The sequence below is a fragment of the Butyrivibrio sp. AE3006 genome, assembly GCF_000424165.1.
GTDB lineage: Bacteria > Bacillota > Clostridia > Lachnospirales > Lachnospiraceae > Butyrivibrio.
The window spans coordinates 1-21,682 of the sequence record NZ_AUJJ01000036.1; the positions used below are offsets into that span (position 1 = coordinate 1).

At 41.7% G+C, this 21,682-nt stretch carries 23 protein-coding genes; 22 read left to right on the forward strand and 1 reads right to left on the reverse strand.

Annotation, left to right across the window (positions count from 1 at the left end):
• The first annotated feature begins 112 nt into the window (after positions 1–112).
• The 22 genes from G603_RS0115445 (at position 113) to G603_RS0115550 (ending at position 21,274) form a co-directional block, all read left to right on the forward strand.
• Positions 113–949, forward strand: coding sequence for an oxidoreductase (locus G603_RS0115445; RefSeq protein WP_242829617.1), 837 nt, complete (start codon positions 113–115; stop codon positions 947–949).
• A gap of 15 nt (positions 950–964) precedes the next feature.
• On the forward strand, positions 965–1,084 hold the full coding sequence (locus G603_RS22115; protein WP_330367667.1) for an NAD(P)H-dependent oxidoreductase: 120 nt from the start codon (positions 965–967) through the stop codon (positions 1,082–1,084).
• Between the two features lie 135 nt (positions 1,085–1,219).
• A complete protein-coding gene (locus G603_RS0115455) occupies positions 1,220–2,416 on the forward strand; it encodes an ATP-binding protein (protein WP_026670788.1) in 1,197 nt (398 codons plus the stop codon).
• A gap of 200 nt (positions 2,417–2,616) precedes the next feature.
• Positions 2,617–3,039 (forward strand): YjdF family protein, encoded by a 423-nt coding sequence (locus G603_RS0115460; protein ID WP_026670789.1) that lies wholly within the window; start codon positions 2,617–2,619, stop codon positions 3,037–3,039.
• A gap of 23 nt (positions 3,040–3,062) precedes the next feature.
• Positions 3,063–3,557 (forward strand): flavodoxin family protein, encoded by a 495-nt coding sequence (locus G603_RS0115465; RefSeq protein ID WP_026670790.1) that lies wholly within the window; start codon positions 3,063–3,065, stop codon positions 3,555–3,557.
• Between the two features lie 45 nt (positions 3,558–3,602).
• Positions 3,603–4,061, forward strand: coding sequence for a C-GCAxxG-C-C family protein (locus G603_RS0115470; protein ID WP_035793603.1), 459 nt, complete (start codon positions 3,603–3,605; stop codon positions 4,059–4,061).
• A 74-nt stretch (positions 4,062–4,135) separates the two neighbouring features.
• On the forward strand, positions 4,136–4,582 hold the full coding sequence (locus G603_RS20705; protein WP_051207974.1) for a MarR family winged helix-turn-helix transcriptional regulator: 447 nt from the start codon (positions 4,136–4,138) through the stop codon (positions 4,580–4,582).
• A 93-nt stretch (positions 4,583–4,675) separates the two neighbouring features.
• A complete protein-coding gene (locus tag G603_RS0115480) occupies positions 4,676–5,959 on the forward strand; it encodes an erythromycin esterase family protein (RefSeq protein WP_026670792.1) in 1,284 nt (427 codons plus the stop codon).
• A gap of 64 nt (positions 5,960–6,023) precedes the next feature.
• Positions 6,024–6,899, forward strand: coding sequence for a CPBP family intramembrane glutamic endopeptidase (locus G603_RS20710; protein ID WP_051207977.1), 876 nt, complete (start codon positions 6,024–6,026; stop codon positions 6,897–6,899).
• A gap of 66 nt (positions 6,900–6,965) precedes the next feature.
• Positions 6,966–7,706, forward strand: coding sequence for an AAC(3) family N-acetyltransferase (locus tag G603_RS0115490; protein WP_026670793.1), 741 nt, complete (start codon positions 6,966–6,968; stop codon positions 7,704–7,706).
• The gene (locus G603_RS0115495; protein ID WP_026670794.1) at positions 7,703–8,542 is read left to right on the forward strand and encodes a damage-control phosphatase ARMT1 family protein; all 840 of its coding nucleotides are present in this window, start codon (positions 7,703–7,705) and stop codon (positions 8,540–8,542) included. Before G603_RS0115490 ends, G603_RS0115495 begins: the two co-directional genes overlap by 4 nt.
• A gap of 88 nt (positions 8,543–8,630) precedes the next feature.
• Positions 8,631–9,335, forward strand: a complete 705-nt coding sequence (locus G603_RS0115500) for a response regulator transcription factor (RefSeq protein ID WP_026670795.1) — start codon at positions 8,631–8,633, stop codon at positions 9,333–9,335.
• A 24-nt stretch (positions 9,336–9,359) separates the two neighbouring features.
• Positions 9,360–10,355, forward strand: a complete 996-nt coding sequence (locus tag G603_RS0115505; RefSeq protein ID WP_026670796.1) for a sensor histidine kinase — start codon at positions 9,360–9,362, stop codon at positions 10,353–10,355.
• A gap of 145 nt (positions 10,356–10,500) precedes the next feature.
• Positions 10,501–11,193, forward strand: a complete 693-nt coding sequence (locus G603_RS20715) for an ABC transporter ATP-binding protein (protein WP_035793606.1) — start codon at positions 10,501–10,503, stop codon at positions 11,191–11,193.
• Positions 11,193–13,796: an ABC transporter permease gene (locus tag G603_RS0115515; RefSeq protein ID WP_026670797.1), complete on the forward strand. Its 2,604-nt coding sequence runs from the start codon at positions 11,193–11,195 to the stop codon at positions 13,794–13,796. The genes G603_RS20715 and G603_RS0115515 overlap by 1 nt, the downstream gene beginning before the upstream one ends.
• Positions 13,797–13,998: 202 nt before the next feature.
• Complete coding sequence (locus G603_RS0115520; protein WP_026670798.1) at positions 13,999–15,399, forward strand: MATE family efflux transporter; 1,401 nt, start codon at positions 13,999–14,001, stop codon at positions 15,397–15,399.
• Positions 15,400–15,525: 126 nt separating this feature from the next.
• A complete protein-coding gene (locus tag G603_RS22930; protein ID WP_026670799.1) occupies positions 15,526–15,774 on the forward strand; it encodes a DUF2179 domain-containing protein in 249 nt (82 codons plus the stop codon).
• Positions 15,775–15,837: 63 nt separating this feature from the next.
• Positions 15,838–17,226, forward strand: a complete 1,389-nt coding sequence (locus G603_RS0115530) for a TldD/PmbA family protein (protein WP_026670800.1) — start codon at positions 15,838–15,840, stop codon at positions 17,224–17,226.
• 66 nt (positions 17,227–17,292) lie between these two features.
• Positions 17,293–18,591, forward strand: a complete 1,299-nt coding sequence (locus G603_RS0115535; RefSeq protein ID WP_026523912.1) for a TldD/PmbA family protein — start codon at positions 17,293–17,295, stop codon at positions 18,589–18,591.
• Positions 18,592–18,699: 108 nt separating this feature from the next.
• Positions 18,700–19,977, forward strand: coding sequence for an MFS transporter (locus G603_RS20720; protein WP_330367668.1), 1,278 nt, complete (start codon positions 18,700–18,702; stop codon positions 19,975–19,977).
• An 83-nt stretch (positions 19,978–20,060) separates the two neighbouring features.
• Positions 20,061–20,717: a chromate transporter gene (locus G603_RS0115545; protein ID WP_242834895.1), complete on the forward strand. Its 657-nt coding sequence runs from the start codon at positions 20,061–20,063 to the stop codon at positions 20,715–20,717.
• Positions 20,714–21,274 (forward strand): chromate transporter, encoded by a 561-nt coding sequence (locus tag G603_RS0115550; RefSeq protein ID WP_026670802.1) that lies wholly within the window; start codon positions 20,714–20,716, stop codon positions 21,272–21,274. Before G603_RS0115545 ends, G603_RS0115550 begins: the two co-directional genes overlap by 4 nt.
• A gap of 186 nt (positions 21,275–21,460) precedes the next feature.
• Here G603_RS0115550 and G603_RS20725 read toward each other — a convergent pair.
• The coding region (locus G603_RS20725; RefSeq protein WP_035793612.1) for a transposase at positions 21,461–21,682 on the reverse strand (222 nt) is incomplete at its 5' end.

A 21,682-nucleotide genomic window follows, 5' to 3' on the forward strand; every position in this document is an offset into this window, starting at 1 on the left:
AGATGGCTAAGGTGGCTGCAAAGGATCTGGGACACAGCGAGATCGTAAACCATGATAGTCCTGAGTTTGTGAAGTTCGTACTGAATCTGCATTGAAGGTGGTATGCCGTCAGATGAATAATATGAAAACATGGCTTATTACTGGCTGCTCAGAGGGCGGAATTGGTGCGGGAATCGCGAAAAATGCTCTTGAAAGAGGCTACAACGTGGTAGTCACTGCGAGAAATACTGATAAAGTAAAAAACATAGTGGCAAAGTATCCTGAAACAGCTCTTGCTGTGGTGTTGGATGTTACGGATAAAAACAGCATTAAAAACTGTGTTAAGACTGCAACCGATAAATTTGGTAAGATAGATGTTCTTGTAAACAATGCAGGTTATGCATACAGATCTTCAGTCGAGGAAGCTGAAGATGAAGGTGTACGAAAGATGTTTGATACAAACTTCTTCGGGGCAGTTGAAATGATCAAAGCTGTCCTTCCCGGAATGAGAGAGAATAAAAGTGGTGCCATAATAAACATATCGTCAATAGGAGCAGCCCGTACAGGCGCAGCTTCCGGCTATTATGCTGCAAGTAAGGCAGCATTGGAACTGATGTCAGAAGGGCTTTATGCTGAGATGAAGCCCTTGGGAATTAAGGTGATGATTGTGGAACCCGGTGCTTTCAGGACACATTTTTATGACAGTTCACTTAAAGGGTCAAAGAACACGCTGGAGGATTATAAAGATACTGCCTGGCTTCGTTCTGTTGAACAGAATGTGAACAAGGCACAGCAGCCCGGAGATCCGGATAAGGCAGGTATTCCTCTAATAGAAGCTATTGAGAGTGATGAGACTCCTTTAAGGCTTCTTCTTGGAACAGATGCTATTTCAGCAGTCCGGGGTGCATTAAATGCCAGACTTAATGAGATAGATAAGTGGGAGAAAATGTCTGTAAAGACAGATTATTAAAAGCAGGAATGAGACATGGCTATGAAAGTACTTATCATTAATGGAAGCCCAAGAATTGGCGGCAACACGTCTATCGCAATAAACGAGATGGTGAAGGTATTTGATTCTGATGGCGTTGAAACCGAAGTGGTGTAGATTGGAAATAAGCGGTTTGCAGCTTCATATGGAGTCATTGGCACATCGGTATTATTTACCGATGTGTTTTGTTTCGCAAATTTGAAAATTGTTTAAATTTGCGAAATGAGGTATACTGTTTTTGAGGTGAAGAAAATGAAGCTGATACAGAGAGATTATTATTTAAATGCCCTACTTGCAGTTAAAGATATTCCGGATATCAAGGTGATAACCGGCGTAAGAAGAAGTGGAAAATCCAAACTTATGGATGCACTCATTGAGAGTATTTCGAAAGATGAGAGTGCAAATATTGTGCGCATTAAACTAAACCTGAAAAAGAATGAGCCATTACTTAATGGCGATAAGCTCTATGAATATATTGAGAAGCAATATGACTCTCAAAAGAATAACTATTTGTTTATAGACGAGATTCAGATGTGTGAGGGTTTTGAAAGAGTTATTAATAGTGTTTATGAGGAAGAATTATTTGATATATATCTTACAGGATCTAATGCTTTTTTGCTTTCAAGTGACCTGGCGACTTTGTTTGGCGGAAGGATATTTGAGGTAAAACTATATCCATTTTCTTTTAGTGAGTATATGACATATTTCCCATCGAACAATGTGGATGAGGCCTTTGACGATTATGTACGAAAAGGCGGCATGTCTGGTTCATATTTATATAAGTCAGAGGAAGATGCCAGGAAATATGTAAATGGAATATATCGAACTACCATTACAAAGGATATAGTTACCAAATTCAAAATTGAAAATGAAGACTTACTTATAATGATTGGTAATTTCCTTATGGATAATGTTGGCAATCAGACTTCGATAAGAAATGTTGCCTCTAAGCTTACGTCCGGTACATATAAAACAAACGATAAAACGGTTGGATCATATATAGATTATCTGTGCCGTTCTTTTTTGTTCTACCCAATTCAGAGATATGACATAAAAGGGAAAAAATATCTTGAATCAGACAAGAAGTATTATCTTTCGGATCTGTCTTTCCGCTTTGCTGAATTAGGAACAAAAGATGCTGACTATGGTCATTTATATGAGAATATAGTGGCTCTTGAGCTTTTGCGCCGTGGCTACGAGGTTTATGTTGGAAAGCTGTATGAAAAAGAGATTGATTTTGTTGCCATTAAAGAAGGTGAAAAGCTGTACATACAGGTTTCCGATGATATAACAAGGGAGGAGACTTTTAAGAGAGAAGTGGCTCCGTTGTTGAGCATTAAAGATGCTTATCCAAAGATGCTCATAGCAAGAACGAAACATGATGAGACACAGCATGAAGGAATAAGGATAATTGATATTGCAAGATGGCTTGTTGATTCGCAAAAGTAATAAAATATTATAAATGCGAAATGGGTTGGCGTATCACTAATCTCCGGAACAAGTCCCGTATGCTCCACTAAGTAAGTTATATCGGGATAGAATGAAGTGAAAAACAGGGTCTTTTCAGTGTATGAGAAGGCCTGTTTTTGTTATTGAGCTATTGTGATATCAGAGAAATGAGGACTGCTACGATTATTTGAAGGTTTACGATGGATACTGGGTTTGTGAGTGATAAATTAACAGTATATTTTGATGATCCTTTCTGGGTAGGAGTTTTTGAACATGTAGACAATGGGAAATTATCTGTGGCAAAAGTGATTTTTGGTGCAGAACCCAAGGATTACGAAGTTCAGGAGTTTGTTATCAGAAACTATTGTCGGTTGAAATTTAGCCCTGCTGTAGATACAGTGGTAAAGGAAAGCAAAAGAAATCCGAAGAGATTACAACGTGATGCCAAGAAAACGGTTCTGGGAAAAGGTATCGGAACAAAATCTCAGCAGGCATTAAAGCTGCAACAAGAGCAGAACAAGATTGAACGCAAGGTCAAAAGCCGGGAGCGGAAAGAGGAAGAAGAGTTAAGACTTTTTAAACTAAAACAGCAGAAAAAGAAAGAAAAGCATAAAGGTAAATAGATGCCATTTTGAAGGAGGATTACATGCAAAGAATTATTGTTTATTTTTCATTGGAAGGTAACACAGAGTACATAGCAGATGAAATGGCAAAGGAGCTTTCATCAGATAAATTAAGGCTCGTTCCCAAGAAAGCATACGCTACAGGCGGCTTTTCGAAATTTTTCTGGGGCGGAAAGAGTGCGGTTATGGCAGAGAAGCCGGAGCTTGAGCCTTATGATGTGGACTTGTCTGCTTATGATGAGATTATTTTTGGATTTCCTGTATGGGCAAGTACCTTCACACCGCCGCTAAGGACATTTATTTTAGAGAACGAAGAGGGATTAAAAGGTAAAACTATAGCCGCATTTGCCTGTCAGAGCGGTGCCGGGGCTGAGAAAGCTTTTTCTAAGCTAAAGGATTGTATCGGAATTGACAGTTTTGCTGCCTCAGCAATTTTCATAGATCCGAAGGATAAGCCTTCAGAAGAAAATGAACATAAACTAAACGAGTTTTGCAAAATGCTACAGCAAATTGTTTAACGTGCCAATGGCAGTCCCCAATGGCACGTGAAGGTGAGGAGCAGGATGGGAAGTTTTCATGAAGAAAAGGCGGTTGAATACTACAGCCATAATTTCAACTGTACGCAGGGAGTTTTTACAACATATGCAATTGAGCATGGAATAGATGAGAAATTTGCACTACGGCTTGCTACTAATTTTGGTGGTGGAGCAAGAAAAGGCGAAATGTGCGGTGCTGTGTCCGGTGCACTAATGGTTTTGGGATTATTGTATGGTCATTCGGAAAGCAGTGATACCGAAACCAAGGCAAAGGCATATGCTATGACTGAGGATTATATGAACAGGTTTATCAGGGAGAACGGTAGTGTTGTTTGCAGAGAACTGCTGGGGTACGATCTTTCAAAGCCGGACGAGCGTGAAAAGATAATGGAGAAGAATCTTTTTCGAACACGCTGCCCGGAGATGATCAGAAGTGCGGTCAGGATACTTGATGAAGTTTTGGCGGAATGTGAAAAACAGGATTAGATTGTAAGGCGCTTTTTACCCGGTTATAATTGTGGAAGATACCAAATTAATAACCAAAAGAGAAGTGGATTGATATGAAGGATTACAGAGAGCTTGCATGGCAGATGGAACGCATAATCCATAAGTATTCACAGTTTGAAAAGAAACCTCAGCAGTACTGCAAAGGGCTTACGCTGACTCAGCCTGAAATTCATACAGTGGCGATAATAGGCGATCAGGAAGGAATCAGCGTGACAGGACTTGCGAAGGTCCGTGGGATCACCAAGGGCGCTGCATCGCAGATGGTTTACAAACTGGTGGATAAGGGACTTGTGGAGAAACGAGTTTCACCAAGCTCTGATTCGGAGCTTAATCTGTATCTCACAAAGCTTGGGAAGAAGGCCAGAGCAGAACACAGAAAAAAGCATGAGACAATGGAAATTAAGTTTGCTGAAATCATGGATAGAATCCCCGAAAGCATGCAGAATGAATTACTTAAAATATTAAAGAGCTTTGAAGAAGAACTGGATGAACTTCAATAATATAACAGTGTAAAACAGACCCTGATAAGTGAAAAAGGGTCTGTTTTTGTTTTAAGATAATGTAGAATTAAGAAAAAGTAGGAGGGCAGAGTATTGACTGATACAGCAAGGAAAAAGATTTCATGGCCATTTATCATATTGATGGCCTTTATAGTGGCGGTAATTGTTGCCGGAGTTACATTCTCGTATTTTGGAGGATTCGGAACAGGCGAGACCGCAGATATAGAAGAGTATGCAAAATACGCCGGATCAGTTGCAGATATCACAATTCCCGAGAATACAAAGATTGTGGCCCTGGGTGAAGCAACTCACGGTAACGCAGAGTTTCAGGAGCTCAAACTTGACGTATTTAAAGTTCTGGTTGAAAACTACGGAGTTCGTGCCTTTACGCTTGAGGGCGATTGCGGCGGATGTGAGGCAGTCAACAGATATATCAACGGCGGAGAAGGAACGGCGGAAGAAGCTGCAGCCGCAATTGGATTCGCTATCTACAGAACAGAGCAGATGGCAGAGCTTATTTCATGGATGCGTGAGTACAACGATTCTGCTTCTGAGCGAGATAAGCTTAGATTCTATGGCTTTGACATGCAGAGAACAGCTTACAATCACAAGTATCTTGCGGAAGGCGCAAAAGAGCTTGGGGTTGATGTAACTGAACTGGAGAAGACCTGGGATGATGAGGCAGAGGATATTGATTCTGAGTATGATCGTGAAAAAAGAGCTGCAATCTATGAGGAGCTGAAGAAAGAACTCACTAAGGTAAATTCAACAAAGGCCGAGTATGTTGCACATTTTGCAGATATACTGCTTCAGAATATTGAGCTGTTTACAGCTTATGAAACCGGAGCTTCGAGCTCTCCCAAAATGCGAGATGGATACATGGCAGATAATATCAATTGGATCCTTAAGCAGGAAGAGAAGCTTGGAAATAACACGATTTTTGTGTCTGCACATATTGGTCATGTGGAGCGCCATGGAACTTACGGACCTGATGAAAAGGTAACAGGTAATCTTTTGGCTGATGCTCTTGGAGATCAATACTTTGTAATCGGTACTGATTTTTACAAGACGAAATGCAATCTTCGCAAAGGAGAAGGTCCAAAGAGAGTGAATAAGACTTTTTTCTCATACGATCCGCTGGCAAAAGCTTCGTATAAGTGTGGTTTCGATGAGAGCTATCTCGATTTTTCCAAGATTCCGGATGACTCGCCACTTAAGAACATTGTCAACGAGTATACATGGATGGGATCACTTGGAGAAGCATATTCACCGCTTATGGCTGTTATTCCCATGACATATAGGATATGGCGATCACCGTCTGAACTTTACGATGCTATGATATATGTATCAAACGCACAGCCTATACAGGTAAAATGATCCCCTAGGGCCAAAATAAAAAAGGCGGCAGAAACAGCGCTGGCTTAAGAGAGAGGAGTGTTTTATGTTGAATGATTTTTACGATGTAGATAGCGAACCGATTGTTAATTTAGAAGCATTCTATGGATCAAAGAAACATCTTGTGGACAAATGCATGGAGAAGAAAGTAAAAAGGTATGTGGCCTTGAGCTACATTGTGTTTTGGTTTATGGTGCTGGGACTTTGCGGCACGGCGAGTATGGTGTTTCACTGCCCACCGGTTGTGATGAGGATTTTGTCGAATGTCTGCGCATGGGCACCGACAATTGTGCTGTTGGTGGGATTCAAGTATTATTGCCCAGGACAAACGATGGGCGGGTTCTATAAAAAGGCTTTTGGCGGAAGGATTAGCATTGCGACGCTAGCAGCATCAGCCATTATAACTCTCGGTGCGACTCTGATAACGGTGCTCATATTGTCTCAGTTACAGGGTAAAGCATTCGGTGAATACTGGAGTCTTGGAGCATATCCATTCTGGGCATCATTTCTTTTTTCAATCACCACAGGTCCCACAGGAGAGGAATCCGGATGGAGAGGGTATCTTCGTCCGTACCTTAATGAAAATTACAGCTTTTTCAAAGCATCTGTGATACAGGGCGTTATATGGGCATTCTGGCATACAGTACTTTGGTTTGTGGATTCTGATTACATGGGAATTCAGATGATTCCCTATGTGTTGTCCAATGTTATCGTAATGACAGGACTTTGCTTTATCATGAACTATTTCATGGAAAATAATGACAACCTGATTTATGGCATAGTGATCCATTTCTGTTTTAATTTCCTGTACTGTTTCCTGCAGGTCGATATATGGTTCTACGTCATCTTGTCGGCTGTATACATTTTGATAATTGCACTGATTACATTAAAAAAGAAAGCGGGGGAGTTTCAATCCTGTTAGATAGTAAAACTGTGCAAAATCAAGCGAGTTTAGTGCAAACCAAAACTGAAAGGAGCAATCAATTATATGTCAGTGACAAAAAATGAATTGATAAACGCACTAACAAACCTGGGCGTTAAGCCCGGTATGATCCTGGAGGTACACAGCTCCCTTAGCAGTTTCGGCAATCTCGAGGGTGGGGCGATGACTCTCATCGATGCCCTAAAGGAGCTTGTGACAGAAGAGGGAAGCATTTTCATGCCCGCACTCAGACTTAGCAAGGAGCTTGAGCTCACAGAAGAAGATAAGAAAATGGGCATCACAGTCAAGATAAAGGTTCTTGATAGAGATGAAAAGAAAACTGCCATGGGAGCTATAGCGGACACCTTCCGCATGCTCCCTGATACTGTCTGCGGGGAAGAGGTCATTAGTACTGCCGGATGGGGCAAGCACGCTGAGGAGGCAGTAAAGGGCGGCCTTGATTATGCCATCCATAACGGCGGAAAAGCTCTGATGTTTGGCGTAGATATTTATAAGCTAACAGCCATGCATTACATGGAGGGAGCAACTCCAAAGGACATAAACAAAATGTTTGAGCCAACAGAGGAGATAAATAAAAAGTATCCTCCGGAAGGCTGGTTCATGGAGGCCGGACATCCGCCGGTAAAAGCCTGGTACAAGATACAGGATATGGCATATAATAAGAATCTGATAAAAGAAGCTTATATAGGGGATTGTAAGGTGATGTTCTTCGACATATTGTCAGTAGTTTCTTTATACGAAGAAGAACTTAGGCGTGATCCTTACGGTCTGTGGGGATTAAAATGAAATTTAGTGACAGCTGTGCAAAATGCATGTATGACAGACAATTAAAGAAAACAGATAATAAGGACTATCTGGCAGAAATAAAGGCGGTACTGGATAACAGACCTGAGGATATTACAAGTCCAGAGCTTGTTATTCAGATTAATAAAATACATGAAAAGTATTTTGGACCATTGCCGGATTTTAAAGATGAAAAGAAGGAATACAACGATCTGGTTCTTTCCATGGAAGATGATCTGAGAAAAGAAACCGAAAGCAGCGAAGACCCTCTTGCTACAAGCATAGTAATGAGTAGGATAGGCAACTACATTGATTTTGCGGCATTGCATCAGGTTGATAAAGAGACGTTTTTAAAGCTTTTTGATGATACAAAAATGCGTGAGGATGAGAGGCAGGTTTATGAGTCATTTTGCGATAAATGCTCTAAATCGAAAAGGTTTATTCTTTTGACGGATAACTGTGGTGAGATCGTGTTGGATAAGCTAATGCTTGAACAGCTAAAAAAGAGATATCCGCAGCTCGACCTTATGATTATGGTTAGAGGCGGAGATGTATCTAACGATGCAACCATGGAAGATGCGTTGTACGTGGGCCTTGATAAAGTTGGGAAGCTTATTACCAATGGCGCACCGATAGCCGGTACAGTATATCCAAGGCTCTCAGAGGAAGCAAAAGCTGCTATAGATAATGCAGATATTATCTTTTCCAAAGGGCAGGCAAATTATGAATCCTTTGCCTGTGAAGGGCATCATGCTTTCTATACCTTTTTATGTAAATGCGATTTATTCATTAACAGGTTTAAAGTTCCGAAGCTTACGGGAATGTTCGTTGAAGAGTGATTTATGAATCATAACTTGGGATAACAAATTACAAACTATTATGGAGCAAAATGAAAACCGGGCAGAAAGGGGCATGAGGAGAACAACGATGAAAGTTTTTTTGCTTGAAGATGACAATGCCATAAGTATGGGGCTTAAGTATTCTCTTGAAAAAGAAGGGTATGAAGTCACGCTTACGGAAAATGCCAAAGATGCCAGAAATGCCTGGAAAAACGGCACTTATGACATCTGCATTCTGGACATCAACCTTCCGGATGGCAACGGTTATGACGTGTGTAAGTTCATTAAGGAAAAAGAGGATGTTCCTGTGATTTTCCTCACAGCCAGTGACGCGGAAGTAAACGTGGTCATGGGCCTTGAGATGGGAGCAGATGATTATATCTGTAAGCCCTTCAGAATCAATGAGCTTATGGCCAGAATAAAGACAGTGCTCAGGCGCTCCGGAAAAAGAACAGGCGGCGCAGGCGCCGGAGATGCATCCATAGAAAAATTAGGAAATATCACTATTTACACAGGTGAAGCAAGGGTTACAAAGAAGGAGGAAGACAACGGAGAGGAAACAACTGTTGAACTCACAGCGCTTGAATACAGACTTCTTCTTACTTTTTGCAACAACAAAGGCGTGGTACTTTCAAGAAATCAGCTGCTCCAGGATTTGTGGGACGTAGCCGGTGACTTTGTAAATGACAATACGCTTACGGTTTATATAAAAAGACTTCGCGACAAGATTGAAAAGGACCCGGCAGATCCGCAGATCATCAGGACTGTCAGAGGTATGGGGTATATTAGCTGAGAGAACTACCTTGTGAGGAATTGTATGAGAAACCAAGACTTTAGAAGAATCATGATTATTGGATCCGCTGTAACCATTTTAATGGCTTTTGGCGGATTCATTTTTGCAGGAATAACAGCAGGGATATTGCCCCTTATTACCGGGGCTGTGCTCCTTGCTGTCTTTTTTTACTACACAAAAAAGAGGTATAGCAGGATAGAAGAACTAAACGACTATCTGGTGAAGGTTTTGTCAGGAAGTGATACCCCTGACATCCTGAATCAGGAGGAGGGCGAGCTTTCGATCCTTGTAAACAATATATATAAAGCTTCATCCACCCTTAAGGCTCAAAATGAGATACTTAGTGACGACAAAAAGCAGCTTGCATCCGCAATAGCGGATATTAGCCATCAGCTTAAAACACCACTTACATCAATGATGGTCATGAATGACCTTCTGGCTGTCGAAGACGATCCGAAAAAGCGCCGGGAATTCCTGCAAACCCAGTCCGCGCAGCTTTCGAGAATGAACTGGCTGATACAGACTCTCTTGAAGCTGTCAAAGCTTGATGCAGGAACCATAGAGCTTAAGCGGGAACAGCTTTCAGCAAAGGAATTGCTGGCAGAAGTCATAAAGCCCTTTGAAATTCAATTCGAGCTTCGCGGAGTCTCATATAAACAGGCTGTAACCGACATGTCTTTTGTCTGCGATAAAAACTGGACGGTGGAAGCACTCCAGAACATTGTCAAAAACTGCATTGAGCACATGGACGCCGGAGGAGAGCTGGAAATTACTACCCTTGATACAACTCTTTTTAGCCAGATAACCATAAAAGATACCGGCTGCGGAATTGCCGCTGAGGATATCCCTCATATTTTTGAACGTTTTTATAAGGGTAAAAATGCAGGAAAAGACAGTGTTGGAATAGGCCTTGCACTGACTAAGGCTATCATAGAAGATCAGCATGGCGAGATTTCAGTAACAAGCAAAGAAGGCGTGGGATCTACCTTTGTGATCAAGCTTTACAAGACCATTGTGTAAGCGACAAGACGATCGTGTAAGAGACAAGACTCGGAAATGTGACAAAAGTGTAATAAAACAGTCACTTGATTGTAATCTCAATATAATAACCTATCATCAGAAACAATTAAACGAACAATGTAAATGATGAGAAGGGAGAATTCGTATGAAGATATTGGAAATAAAAAACCTGTGTAAGGTCTACGGAAGCGGAGAGACAAAAGTAGATGCTCTTAAGAACGTTTCCTTTGATATAGAGCAGGGAGAATTTGTTGCTATAGTCGGACCATCAGGTTCGGGAAAATCTACTCTGATGCATATTCTGGGAGGCGTTGATACGCCTACTTCAGGGGAAGTGAATATCTCAGGTACGGATATCAGTAAGCTGAATGAAACAAAGCTTGCTATTTTCAGAAGAAGACAGATCGGACTTATATATCAGTTTTACAACCTGATTCCGATCCTCAATGTGGAGGAAAACATGACTCTGCCGATTCTTCTGGATGGAAAGAAGCCGGATAAGAAGCTCTTAAATGATCTTGTTCAAAAGCTTGGATTATCAGAGAGAGTAGGACATCTTCCTAATCAGTTGTCCGGTGGACAGCAGCAAAGAGTTTCAATCGGAAGAGCGCTTATGAATCATCCTGCACTTCTTTTGGCAGATGAGCCCACAGGTAACCTTGATTCCGAGAACAGCAGAGAAATCATAGCTCTTCTTAGGAAATTCAATAAGGAGAACAGACAGACGGTTATCATCATCACCCATGATGAGAGAATAGCTCTTTCAGCTGACAGAGTAATAACTATTGAAGATGGTCAGATAACCCATGACTCCAAGAGGGAGGAGGCGAGTGCGTAATGAATATCATATCAAAACTCACCATAAGACACCTTCTGGAAAACAAGAAGAGAACTATTGTTACGATCCTTGGAATTGTTGCATCTACAGCACTTATCACAGCTATATTGGTTGGTGTTTTTTCATTCTTTAGTTTTTTTGGAAGCATCAACAGGCTTACTGATGGTGATGTTCATGCTGTATACGATAAGCTGACATGGGAAGATGTTCAGGCTCTTGAAAATGATTCCAGAATAAAATATGCCGGAGTTGTCTGCACGGATCCTACCATCACAGGTGTCAGGATGCTCACAGATAAAGAGATGCGTTTCAGGGTTGGCAATATTTATAATGGCGGCGGGGATATATACAAGCAGCTTGTGGTTTCTGAGTATGAGGGCAAGCTCCCCGAAACCTCTGATGAAGTTGCAGTTGAAGAGGGATTTCTTAAGGATAATGGCCTTGATCTTCATGTTGGGGATACCATTACTTTTGAACTGGGAAACAGATATGAAATAGAACCGGATGGAACAAAGATTTATTATGGCGGATCATACAGATCTGAAGAGCAGTTCGAAGCTCTTTCTACAGAGAGCGCTACAATTACGGCAATCCTCCATGGCAACAGACCGACAAAGGACTTTGATATCCTCAGGGGTATGGACTTTGGCATGGCCGTAGGGCTTGATGATGAAGGAAAACCATACCTTGATTGTCGCATAGCTTTAAAAAAGGCTGACAGTACGTCGGCAGTTCAGATACAGCAGATTGCCGAGGATTACGGTCTTCATATCGGAGATATGAACACTGAATTTTTGATAAGTGTTTTTGCTACCAAGGGAATGGGCGGTACCTACATTCAGTTCTTTACATTGATGGGAATTGCTCTTTTGATAGTAATCGCTACTTCGGTGGTCCTGATCTACAACGCCTTTGGAATGTCACTTACTGAAAAAGTGAGATACCTTGGCATGCTGGCCAGCGTTGGTGCTACAAGGGCACAAAAAAGAGCATCCATATATTTTGAAGGATTGGTGCTGGGCCTTATCGGAATTCCTCTGGGGATTCTCGCAGGATGTGCAGGTGCTGCAGTAACCCTGGATTTCCTTGGAAGGAAAATTCTTGAATCAGATATGATTGCTGGAGCTGAGGGTATGCGAGGAGCTATTCCGATCATAGTTAACCCTTATGTTATTCTGGCGATTGTGATTGTTTCCGCTGTGACAGTATTTATATCCGCCTTTGTTCCGGCAGTCAAGGCATCTAAGATAATGCCTCTCGATGCACTCCGCCAGACAAATGTGGTTAAGATGAAGGCAAGAAAGCTTAAGGTTAATCCTTTTATAAGAAAGATTTTCGGGTATGAAGGTGAACTTGCTTACAAAAACATAAAGAGAAACGGATTTAAGGGAACAGTAATTGTTTTTTCCATGGCGATATCGATCATATTGTTCCTGACTATCGACTTTTTTAATAATACATTTTTGAAGCTGAATCAGTATGAGATCGATCTTCCGTTCAACATATATGTTTCTTGCGGGCTGGATGAAAAAGACAGGTTAAAAGAGGAACTGGAGGCTCTTCCGGAGGTTGAAAGAGTTGTATCTGCAGACTATGTTACCTATCTTTTTAAGGATCATGACAATAAGTCTGATTTTGTTCCGGCAAACAATAGCTTTTTGAATAAGGATTATCTCACAAACGATTATAAGGCACTGTTTGACAACCTTGACGGTGTTATGGTGATCCTTGTGGATGATGAAGATTTCGATAAGCTCCTTAACGAAAACGGAATAAATCCTACTGATTATCATGGAAAAGAGCTTAAGGGAGTAATCCTTGACAGCTACCTTCATACAGAGAATGGTAAGCCTGTTTTTAACGAAAGTATAATTGGCGAAAAGATTTTTTATGATGATCCCGAGAATAATCCACCGGTTGTTGAAGTGAGCGGAATCGTTAAGTACAAAGAGGATAGCTATGTTTGCAATCTGGTGCCCAAGAACACAGTGGATGTTTACGTTCCCGTATCAATGTATTATGAAAAAGCGCAGGAACACTTAGACAAAACAGCTCTTAGCTATACATACGGTGTGTTCCCCACTGGTAGTGAAGAGGGACTTGTATCAAAGATCAGTGACATCACAACTTATGGCGGCTACACAAACTGCGTGGTTCAGGATCTGTCACAGGCAATAAATGCCATGGATACAGTATCCCTTATGCTTAACACGGCAATGTATGGATTCACTATTCTTTTGACACTTATCGCTATTGCTAATATTGTGAACACCATATCTACAGCGGTACATATGAGAAGGCAGGAATTTGCCATGTTCAGATCCGTGGGAATGGAGGAAAAGGGTATTAAGAAGATGCTTATCCTTGAAACTATTCTCTATGGATTAAGAGCCCTGTTTATTGGAATACCGGTATCAATTTTTCTTAGCTTCCTGATGTTTAACACAATTGAGAGCAAGGTATTCGCCTTTGAACTTAATTACCCTATGTATCTGATGATGGTTGTTGCAGTATTTATTATCATTGGATTCAGCATGTTACTTAGTGCATCAAGGATCAGGAACGACAGTATTATTGAGGCACTTAAGTGCGATACCATGTAATGGACCATCAAAAAGGCTTTCTTTGAGAAAGCGCAGAACCTGAGGAAAAATCAGTGAAATTTAGGTCGTTATCGGTGTAGATGACGACCTCTTTTTTATCATGTGATAGGTTTGAAAATAAAGGAGCTGTGAAAATGAAATAGTTCAAAGATATGATGATGAGTAAAGAAAAGAATGGGTATTGTAGGAGAAAATGATAGAAATGAATGCGATAGTAAATAGAAGGGACAAATTTTTTGGCCCCGGAAAATTTTATATAAATGCCTTGTCGATAGCTGTACCTATAATGCTTCAGCAGCTTATACAGAGCATGGTTTCGCTGGTTGACAACTTCATGGTATCAGGCCTTGGAGACATCGCTATGTCGGGGGTAAACGTGGCCGGACAGGTAATGTTCATTTTCATGGTTTATGTAAATACGATCTGCACTGCAGGCGGAATTTTCATGACTCAGTACTTTGGCGCTAAGGATAAGAGGGGTATGGGGCAGGCCTTTAGATTCAAGCTGATCATGGGTCTTGCTGCCGCTATTCCTTACTATCTGGTGTGTAGGGTATACCCGAGACAGATACTGTCTCTTATGGTAATCGGTAACACTCAGGCGGATGCAATTCTTGACGCAGCTGTGAGCTATATTGGAATCTGCTTTTTTGTAGGTGTTCAGATGACTATATCCGTTGTCATTGCAAGCTCCCTTCGTGATCTTGGAAAGGTAAATATTCCGCTTGTGATCACCGTTATAGCAACCCTTATCAATACATGCCTTAACTGGGTGCTTATCTACGGACACTTTGGGCTTCCTGCTCTGGGAGTAAACGGTGCGGCTTACGCCACAGTTATTGCACGAACCTTTGAATTTATAGCTTTCCTTGTAGTTTATGCGAAGCTTAAACCGGACTTCATGGTGAGATTTACCAATTTCATCAGGATAGACGCAAGGCTCTTTGGAAGTATGGCAAAGAAAGGCGCGCTGGTTCTTTTTTGTGAGATGGTGTGGGTGCTTTCAGAAACAGTTACAACCGCTATCTATAACGGAAGAGGCGGAGCAGATGTTGTATCAGGCATGGCATCAGGCTTTGCAATAGCAAATCTCTTCTTTGTTGCTATCGGTGGCATTTATTCTGCAACAGGAGTTATTATCGGAAAAACTCTCGGCACAGGAAACCTTGAAGAGGCCCGTATCCAGAAAAAATGGCTCCTATCAGGAGCATCAGTCCTTGGCGTAATGATGACTTTTGTGGGCCTTGGAACTACGCTCATAGTTCCTGTTGTATTTGGCAGGTTAAGTGACAGCGCAGTAGGCATCTGCAGGAACATGGTAATTCTTCTTGCTTTCTTCATGCCTGCATGGGTTCTCATGAATGCGCAGCAGGCTATAGCAAGAGCCGGAGGCGACACAGCCATGGGAATGTATACGGACGCATTTATAACGATTCTGGTTATGCTGCCGATGCTGTTTATTTTTGCAAGATACACAAATGTCGGACCGGTGACAATGTACTTTGGAGTAAAGGTCCTGGATCTGGTGAAGGTAGTAATATTCCACTTTTGGCTTCGCAAGGAGCGATGGCTTAAGAATCTGACAGTTCCTCAGGCTGCATGATTTTGCAGTATAAAAAAGACATCTATCCGGCTTTTAGGCGCGTTCTCTTTTCTTTTGATGAACGGCGTATTATCATTGAGATTGACACTACTAACTGCACGGATAGACATCTTTTTTGAGGTATATATGAATAAGAGATTCGATGACTTTTTTTCGTACCTGGTCATAATTGTCGGAGCACTTCCTCGCTGTAGCATTTGGCGGAGCGCTGCTCGGGCTTGGACTGGCACTCATTCATACGGAATGATTGCAGGAGAGAATAAGACTCTTATCTGCTATGTGAGCTATTTTGAACTTCAGAAAATGAAGGAAATAATTGCACGAAACAAGGGTAGCTTCAGTACGGTTTCTACCGTAGATGAGATATTGAGATAGTTTATTTTTTTAATTGTTTTCACTATAAACTTGCGAAATTACAGACTACAGGGGAGGAAAACTATGCTTACAGACATTTATGAAGTAAACAAAGCACTGTTTGAAGACGGGGTTCAGACCGTGCTCAGAGCCCAGGAAAATCGCTACCGGACAGTTAGTATTCTGAAAGGGAATCTGGTTAATAATTCCAGACGAGAATCACGAGGAGTAAGCGCGCTGGTCGGAAAAGAGGGACTATATGGATTTGCATCCATAGCTGAATGCAGTGATGAGGCAGCAAAAAAGGTTTTGAAATCAGCATCTGAAAATGCAAAACTGATGGCTCGCCATGCAGGAAATAAGGGAATAGTCCTTCCGCCTTCCTATGGAACAGGGCTTGTTCCCACAAACGGGGATATTGTTGATGCGGAGCAGAAGAAAATAATTGATGCATGTCGTAAGATGGACGATTACATCGCTCAGAAATACCCGAATCTGGAGAGTCGTTCTATTTATTACAGCGAGGATTCACAGGACAGAATCATATACTCTTCGGATGCTTATGATGGACATCTTGTTACACCCAGAACCTGCATGTATGTTGGCATGAGCCTGAAAACAAAGGACGGTACACCTGTAGAATGCTACAAAGGTCTTGGCGGCTTTGGGAATTTTGAGGATAATTTCGCTGACGTTGAACAGTATTATCCTGAGCTTGAAAAGCTATATAAAAAGGTTAAAGACAAGTCAGAAGGTGTCTATGCCGAAGCAGGCTACAAGACCGTTGTACTTGGCGGAGATATGGGCGGAATGCTTGCTCATGAAGCCGTTGGCCATACTGTAGAAGCAGACCTTGTAATGGGCGGCAGCGTTGCCGGTCCGAACCTTGGAAAAAGAGTAGCCTCTGATCTGGTAACACTGGTTGACTTTGCTCACACCTATAACGGAGAGCGTGCACCTCTTCCTGTATACCTTGATGACGAGGGTATCAAGGCAGAAGATGCAGTGCTTATCAAGGACGGTATTCTGACGGGATATATGAACAACCGCGAGACAGCTGAGAAATTTGGTATGAAGCCCACAGGAAATGCCAGGGGATGGGCTTTTTGCGACGAACCTCTTATCAGAATGAGGAACACTTGCATTCTCCCCGGGAAAAACACTGTTGAAGAGCTGATAGAATCCGTTGATGACGGCTATTATCTCATCAATTCGGGCAATGGTCAGGCTGACCTTACGGGTGAGTTCATGTTTAGTGTAGTCTGCGGCTATGAGATTAAAAACGGCAAGCTTGGCCGGGCACTTCTTGATACAACAGTTTCCGGAATTGCCTTTGATATGCTCAAAACAGTGGATATGGTTTCCAATGAGGTTGAATGGACCGGATGCGGCTGGTGCGGAAAAAAGCAGCAAATGGCAGTAGGCATGGGCGGCCCGCATATGCGTTGTAAGATCATGATCGGCGGAAGATAACATGAGTAGTAAGATCACGATCGGCCGAAGATAACAAATCGAGATTTCAAGGGAGGACGTATTTAAATGAGCGAGATGAGAGAAGTCGCAGATTTATTCGATAATATACTAATTGATAAAAAGATAGATAAATATACATACGTACTAGTAGAGTCCGAAAAACAGGAGCTTAACGCACAAAACGGTGAATTCAAGCTTATGCGAACAGTGTTTGACTATTACACTTCCTTAACTGTTTTTAAGGATAATAAAATGGGAAGTGCCAGTGGAAATGACCTTTCTAAGGATGCGCTAGTTAAGCTTGCCGAGGATGGCCTGACTGCATCAGAATCATCTCCTGAGGATCCCTGCCATGACATAGCTCCTGATCAGGGAAAAGAGGTATTCAGACAGGGCCCATATGAACCTGATATGGATAAGTTTATAGAGAGAATTCAGGAATGCCTTGATTCCATAAAAAAGGAATATCCCAAGGTTAATGTTATGGCTGCAGTGGGTTCTTATGACAAGAGTCACTGGATATCAAGGAACACAAATGGGACAGAATTCGAGGATTTTTCCGGCCATTACAATTTTTTCTTCGAGATTAGCGCAAGAGAAGATGATAAAACCAGTGGCTTTGGCTGGGCCGGTGTTACCGTAGACGATCTGGATACACCTTTTATTGATAGGGGTAATCTAAGACAAAGTCTTGAGGATATCAGTAACAGTATTCACACCAAGAGCATTGACGGGAAATTTGAGGGAACGGTTATACTCACTCCCGGAGCAGCTTCCAACTTCCTGGGCATGCTGATTTCCCATTATATGTCAGATGGCGTTATCATAGACGGAACCAGTCTCTGGCTTGATAAGGTCGGCGAGAAGGTGGCAAGCGATAAGCTTACGGTATCAAAGAAGCCATTTGATGACAGAATAGTTGGAGGAGAAAGAGGAACCCAGGACGGCTTTAGGGCAGAGGATGTGACCTTAATAGAAAACGGCGTGCTGAAAACACACAGCTTAAGCCTGTATGCAGCCAACAAAACAGGACGTCCTGTTGTCAAAAACACAGGATGGAGCCTTGTAGTTGAACCCGGCGATAAGCCCCTTTCAGAGATCATTAAATCCGTTGACAAAGGCCTCATCATGGGAGGCTTCTCCGGCGGAGAACCCGGAACAAACGGAGATTTTTCCGGCGTCGCAAAGAACAGCTTCTTCGTTGAAAACGGCGAAATCAAATATGCTTTATCCGAGACCATGGTAAACGGCAACCTGGGTGAGATCGTCAAAAATATCCGCGACATTTCCAAGGAACTTGTCTGCAACGGCAACTCTGTCGTTCCGTATATAGCCGTTGATGGCGTTGTTATTTCAGGAAAATAAGTGAAAAATATTATTAAATATATAAAAATGATAAGGAGGAAAGCCATGATAAATTGCAGCGCATTAGCTCCATGCAGATAAAAAAATTTGTATGGAGGGTAAATGATAATGAAAAATAAAATAAAAGAATTAAGAGATTTTTACATAATTTGGCTTACGCAGAGTCTTTCACAGCTGGGTAGTGCAATAACAGAATTTGCGCTGACACTTTGGATGTATGAAAAGACCGGATCTGCGCTGAGCACGGCGGCACTTACAATCTGCACATATGCACCGTACGTTATTATGAGCATTTTCGCCGGGGCATTAACAGATAAATTCGATAAAAAGAAAACCATGCTCATCTGCGATCTTATGGCAGCGCTTACGACAGTTGTTGTATTTGTTTTATACAAAAACGATGCTCTTACAATGTGGCATCTGTACGCCATCAATGCGTTTTCGGGGCTTATGAACACTGTTCAGCAGCCGGCTTCAGAAGTGGCATATTCACTTATCGTTCCAAAGGAACATTATCAGAAGACCGGCGGATTCCAGCAGTTGTCACGTTCTCTTATATCAATCGGAAATCCGCTTATTGCTGCGGCGCTTTATGGGCTGGCAGGATTGGATGTGGTAATCGCGGTTGATCTTCTAACTTTTGCCATAGCATTTGTGGCATTATTGTTTTTCATAAAACTTCCTGAGATTCATGAGGGATCAGATAAAAACGATAACGTGATCAAATTGGCTAAAGAGGGGATTAGCTTCCTGAATGAAACACCACTTATTCTTACCATAATCCTGTTTATGTCAGGAGTTAATCTTACAGCTTCAACTTTTGATGCTGTACTTCCGGCACTTGTCATACCTCAAAAAGGCAACAATGTGTATGGCTTAGTAACAGCCTGCTCAGGACTGGCAATGGTAGCAGGAAGCTTCCTTCCTATGATTCTGCCTAAACCTAAAGACAGAGTAAAGGTAATATATCTGACAATGCTTTTTTCACTTGGGATAGAGAACTTCGTACTGGCATTTTCAAGAAGTCCTGTTTTATGGTGCATCGGTCAGATCTTAGGCTGGGTGTTCGTGCCGCTTATGGCTGCCAACCAGAACGTAATAATGAGGAATGTTATTCCTATAGAACTTCAGGGAAGAGTGTATGCTTGCAGAAATACTTTGCAGTTTTTCACGATTCCAATCGGACTGTTTCTTGGAGGATTATTTGTAGACAAAATCTGCGAACCATTCATGACTATGAGAAGTGATAATGCATTCTGGACATTTCTTTTTGGAACCGGAAAGGGCTCAGGAGCAGCACTAATGATGTTCATACTTGGAGTGTCCGGAACCGTCCTCTGTATAACATCAGGTCAGATTATGAAAAAATATAAATATACTGAATAATTCAAATATGCCTTCAGACGGCAAAAACGACGGCGTAGGGCATATTTCATAATTTTTACTTGAAATAAGGATGTCAAATCAGTATGAATATCAGAAGAATGACGGAATCAAACTTTATGCAGGAGCAAGCGGAAACACAGACGCAGCTGTGGAGGTTGTCATCACTAATGATAGTTACTCTTTTTCTTACATTTGCAAAAATAGGGCTTTTCACCTTCGGCGGTGGGTATGCCATGATTTCGTTGATAGAAAGCATCTGTGTTGAGCAGAAGAAATGGATAACTCATGAGCAGATGATGAAGATCACGGTAATTGCTGAGTCCACACCCGGGCCCATAGCCGTTAACTGTGCCACTTTTGTTGGATATAAGCAAAAAGGTATTGCAGGTGCTATTGCAGCGACTCTTGGAGTGGTGACACCTTCTTTTGTAATTATTTATCTGATCTCAAAATTCCTTGAGAATTTCCTTGAGATTCAGGGGATAGTAAGTGGTTTTAAAGGAATAAGGATTGCGGTTGGTATCCTGATCCTTGATGCAGCAATAGGCATGATAAAGAAGATGGAAAAGAAGACTGTACCATGCATAATCCTGAGCGCGGCCTTTTTGATAATGTTTCTAAACAACATCTTCAATCTTGGAATATCCTCCATCCTGCTTTTAGTGATCGCTGCAGTGTCCGGTATGGTTATATCCGGAATATCTAATATGCATTCCATGAAAGGAGGTGCAGATAAATGATATATCTGGATCTGATCATTGGCTTTTTGAAGGTTGGACTATTTTCATTTGGCGGAGCATATGGTGCTATACCGCTTATAAGAGATGTAGTCCTGCATTATGGCTGGATAGATGAAGAAACTCTGGTTAATATGATCGCAATCAGTGAAAGTACTCCGGGGCCTATTATGGTAAATCTCGCAACGTATGTTGGATGTAGCAAAGCAGGAGTACCTGGCGGAATCTTAGCGACACTTTCCGTGGTTACTCCGGCATTTATTTTTATCATACTTCTAATGACCTTGATAAACAGGGTATCAGGGAAAAAGTGGTTGAAAGCAGCGTTTAATGGGATTAAACCGTGCATTATCGGCATTATACTGGCTATGGGAGTCAGTATGATTGGCAAGAACGGCTTGACTCCGCTAATTTATGAAAAAGATATTCTTCCGGTGTTACTGACACTAGCACTGGCGATGTTTTATTTTGGATTTCGGAAGATATACAAAAAGAAAATGTCACCGATTATCCTGATATTGGTATCTGCATTTGCCGGCGTAGTAGTTTATGGCTTTTGACCCCTTTGGGGACGGGGTTATAGGACCAAAAAATGACATTGACCCCGTCCCCTAGGACCATCAAGAGATATTAAGGATGATGTAATGGACAAGACTAATGATCAGATGAAAGGAATATTCTTTATTATGATGTATCAGCGAGAAAACTCCTTCCGACATAGTCGGTGGGGGATGAATCGCTGACCCTCAGCGCTTTGCTTTACTATTTCGTCCTGTCTTTTCATATTTTCTTTTGTGGTCATCCGTGCGCTGGCTTTCTATATATTTTTTCACTGTCTCAAGTGAAACGGATCCGGTTGTGGCGCAAAAATAGCTCCTGCTCCAGAAAAGAGCATCTCCACACAGAAATTTTTCTATATGTTCACGGTATTTGATCCTGACTTCTTTAGAGAGCTGGGATTTTAAGGT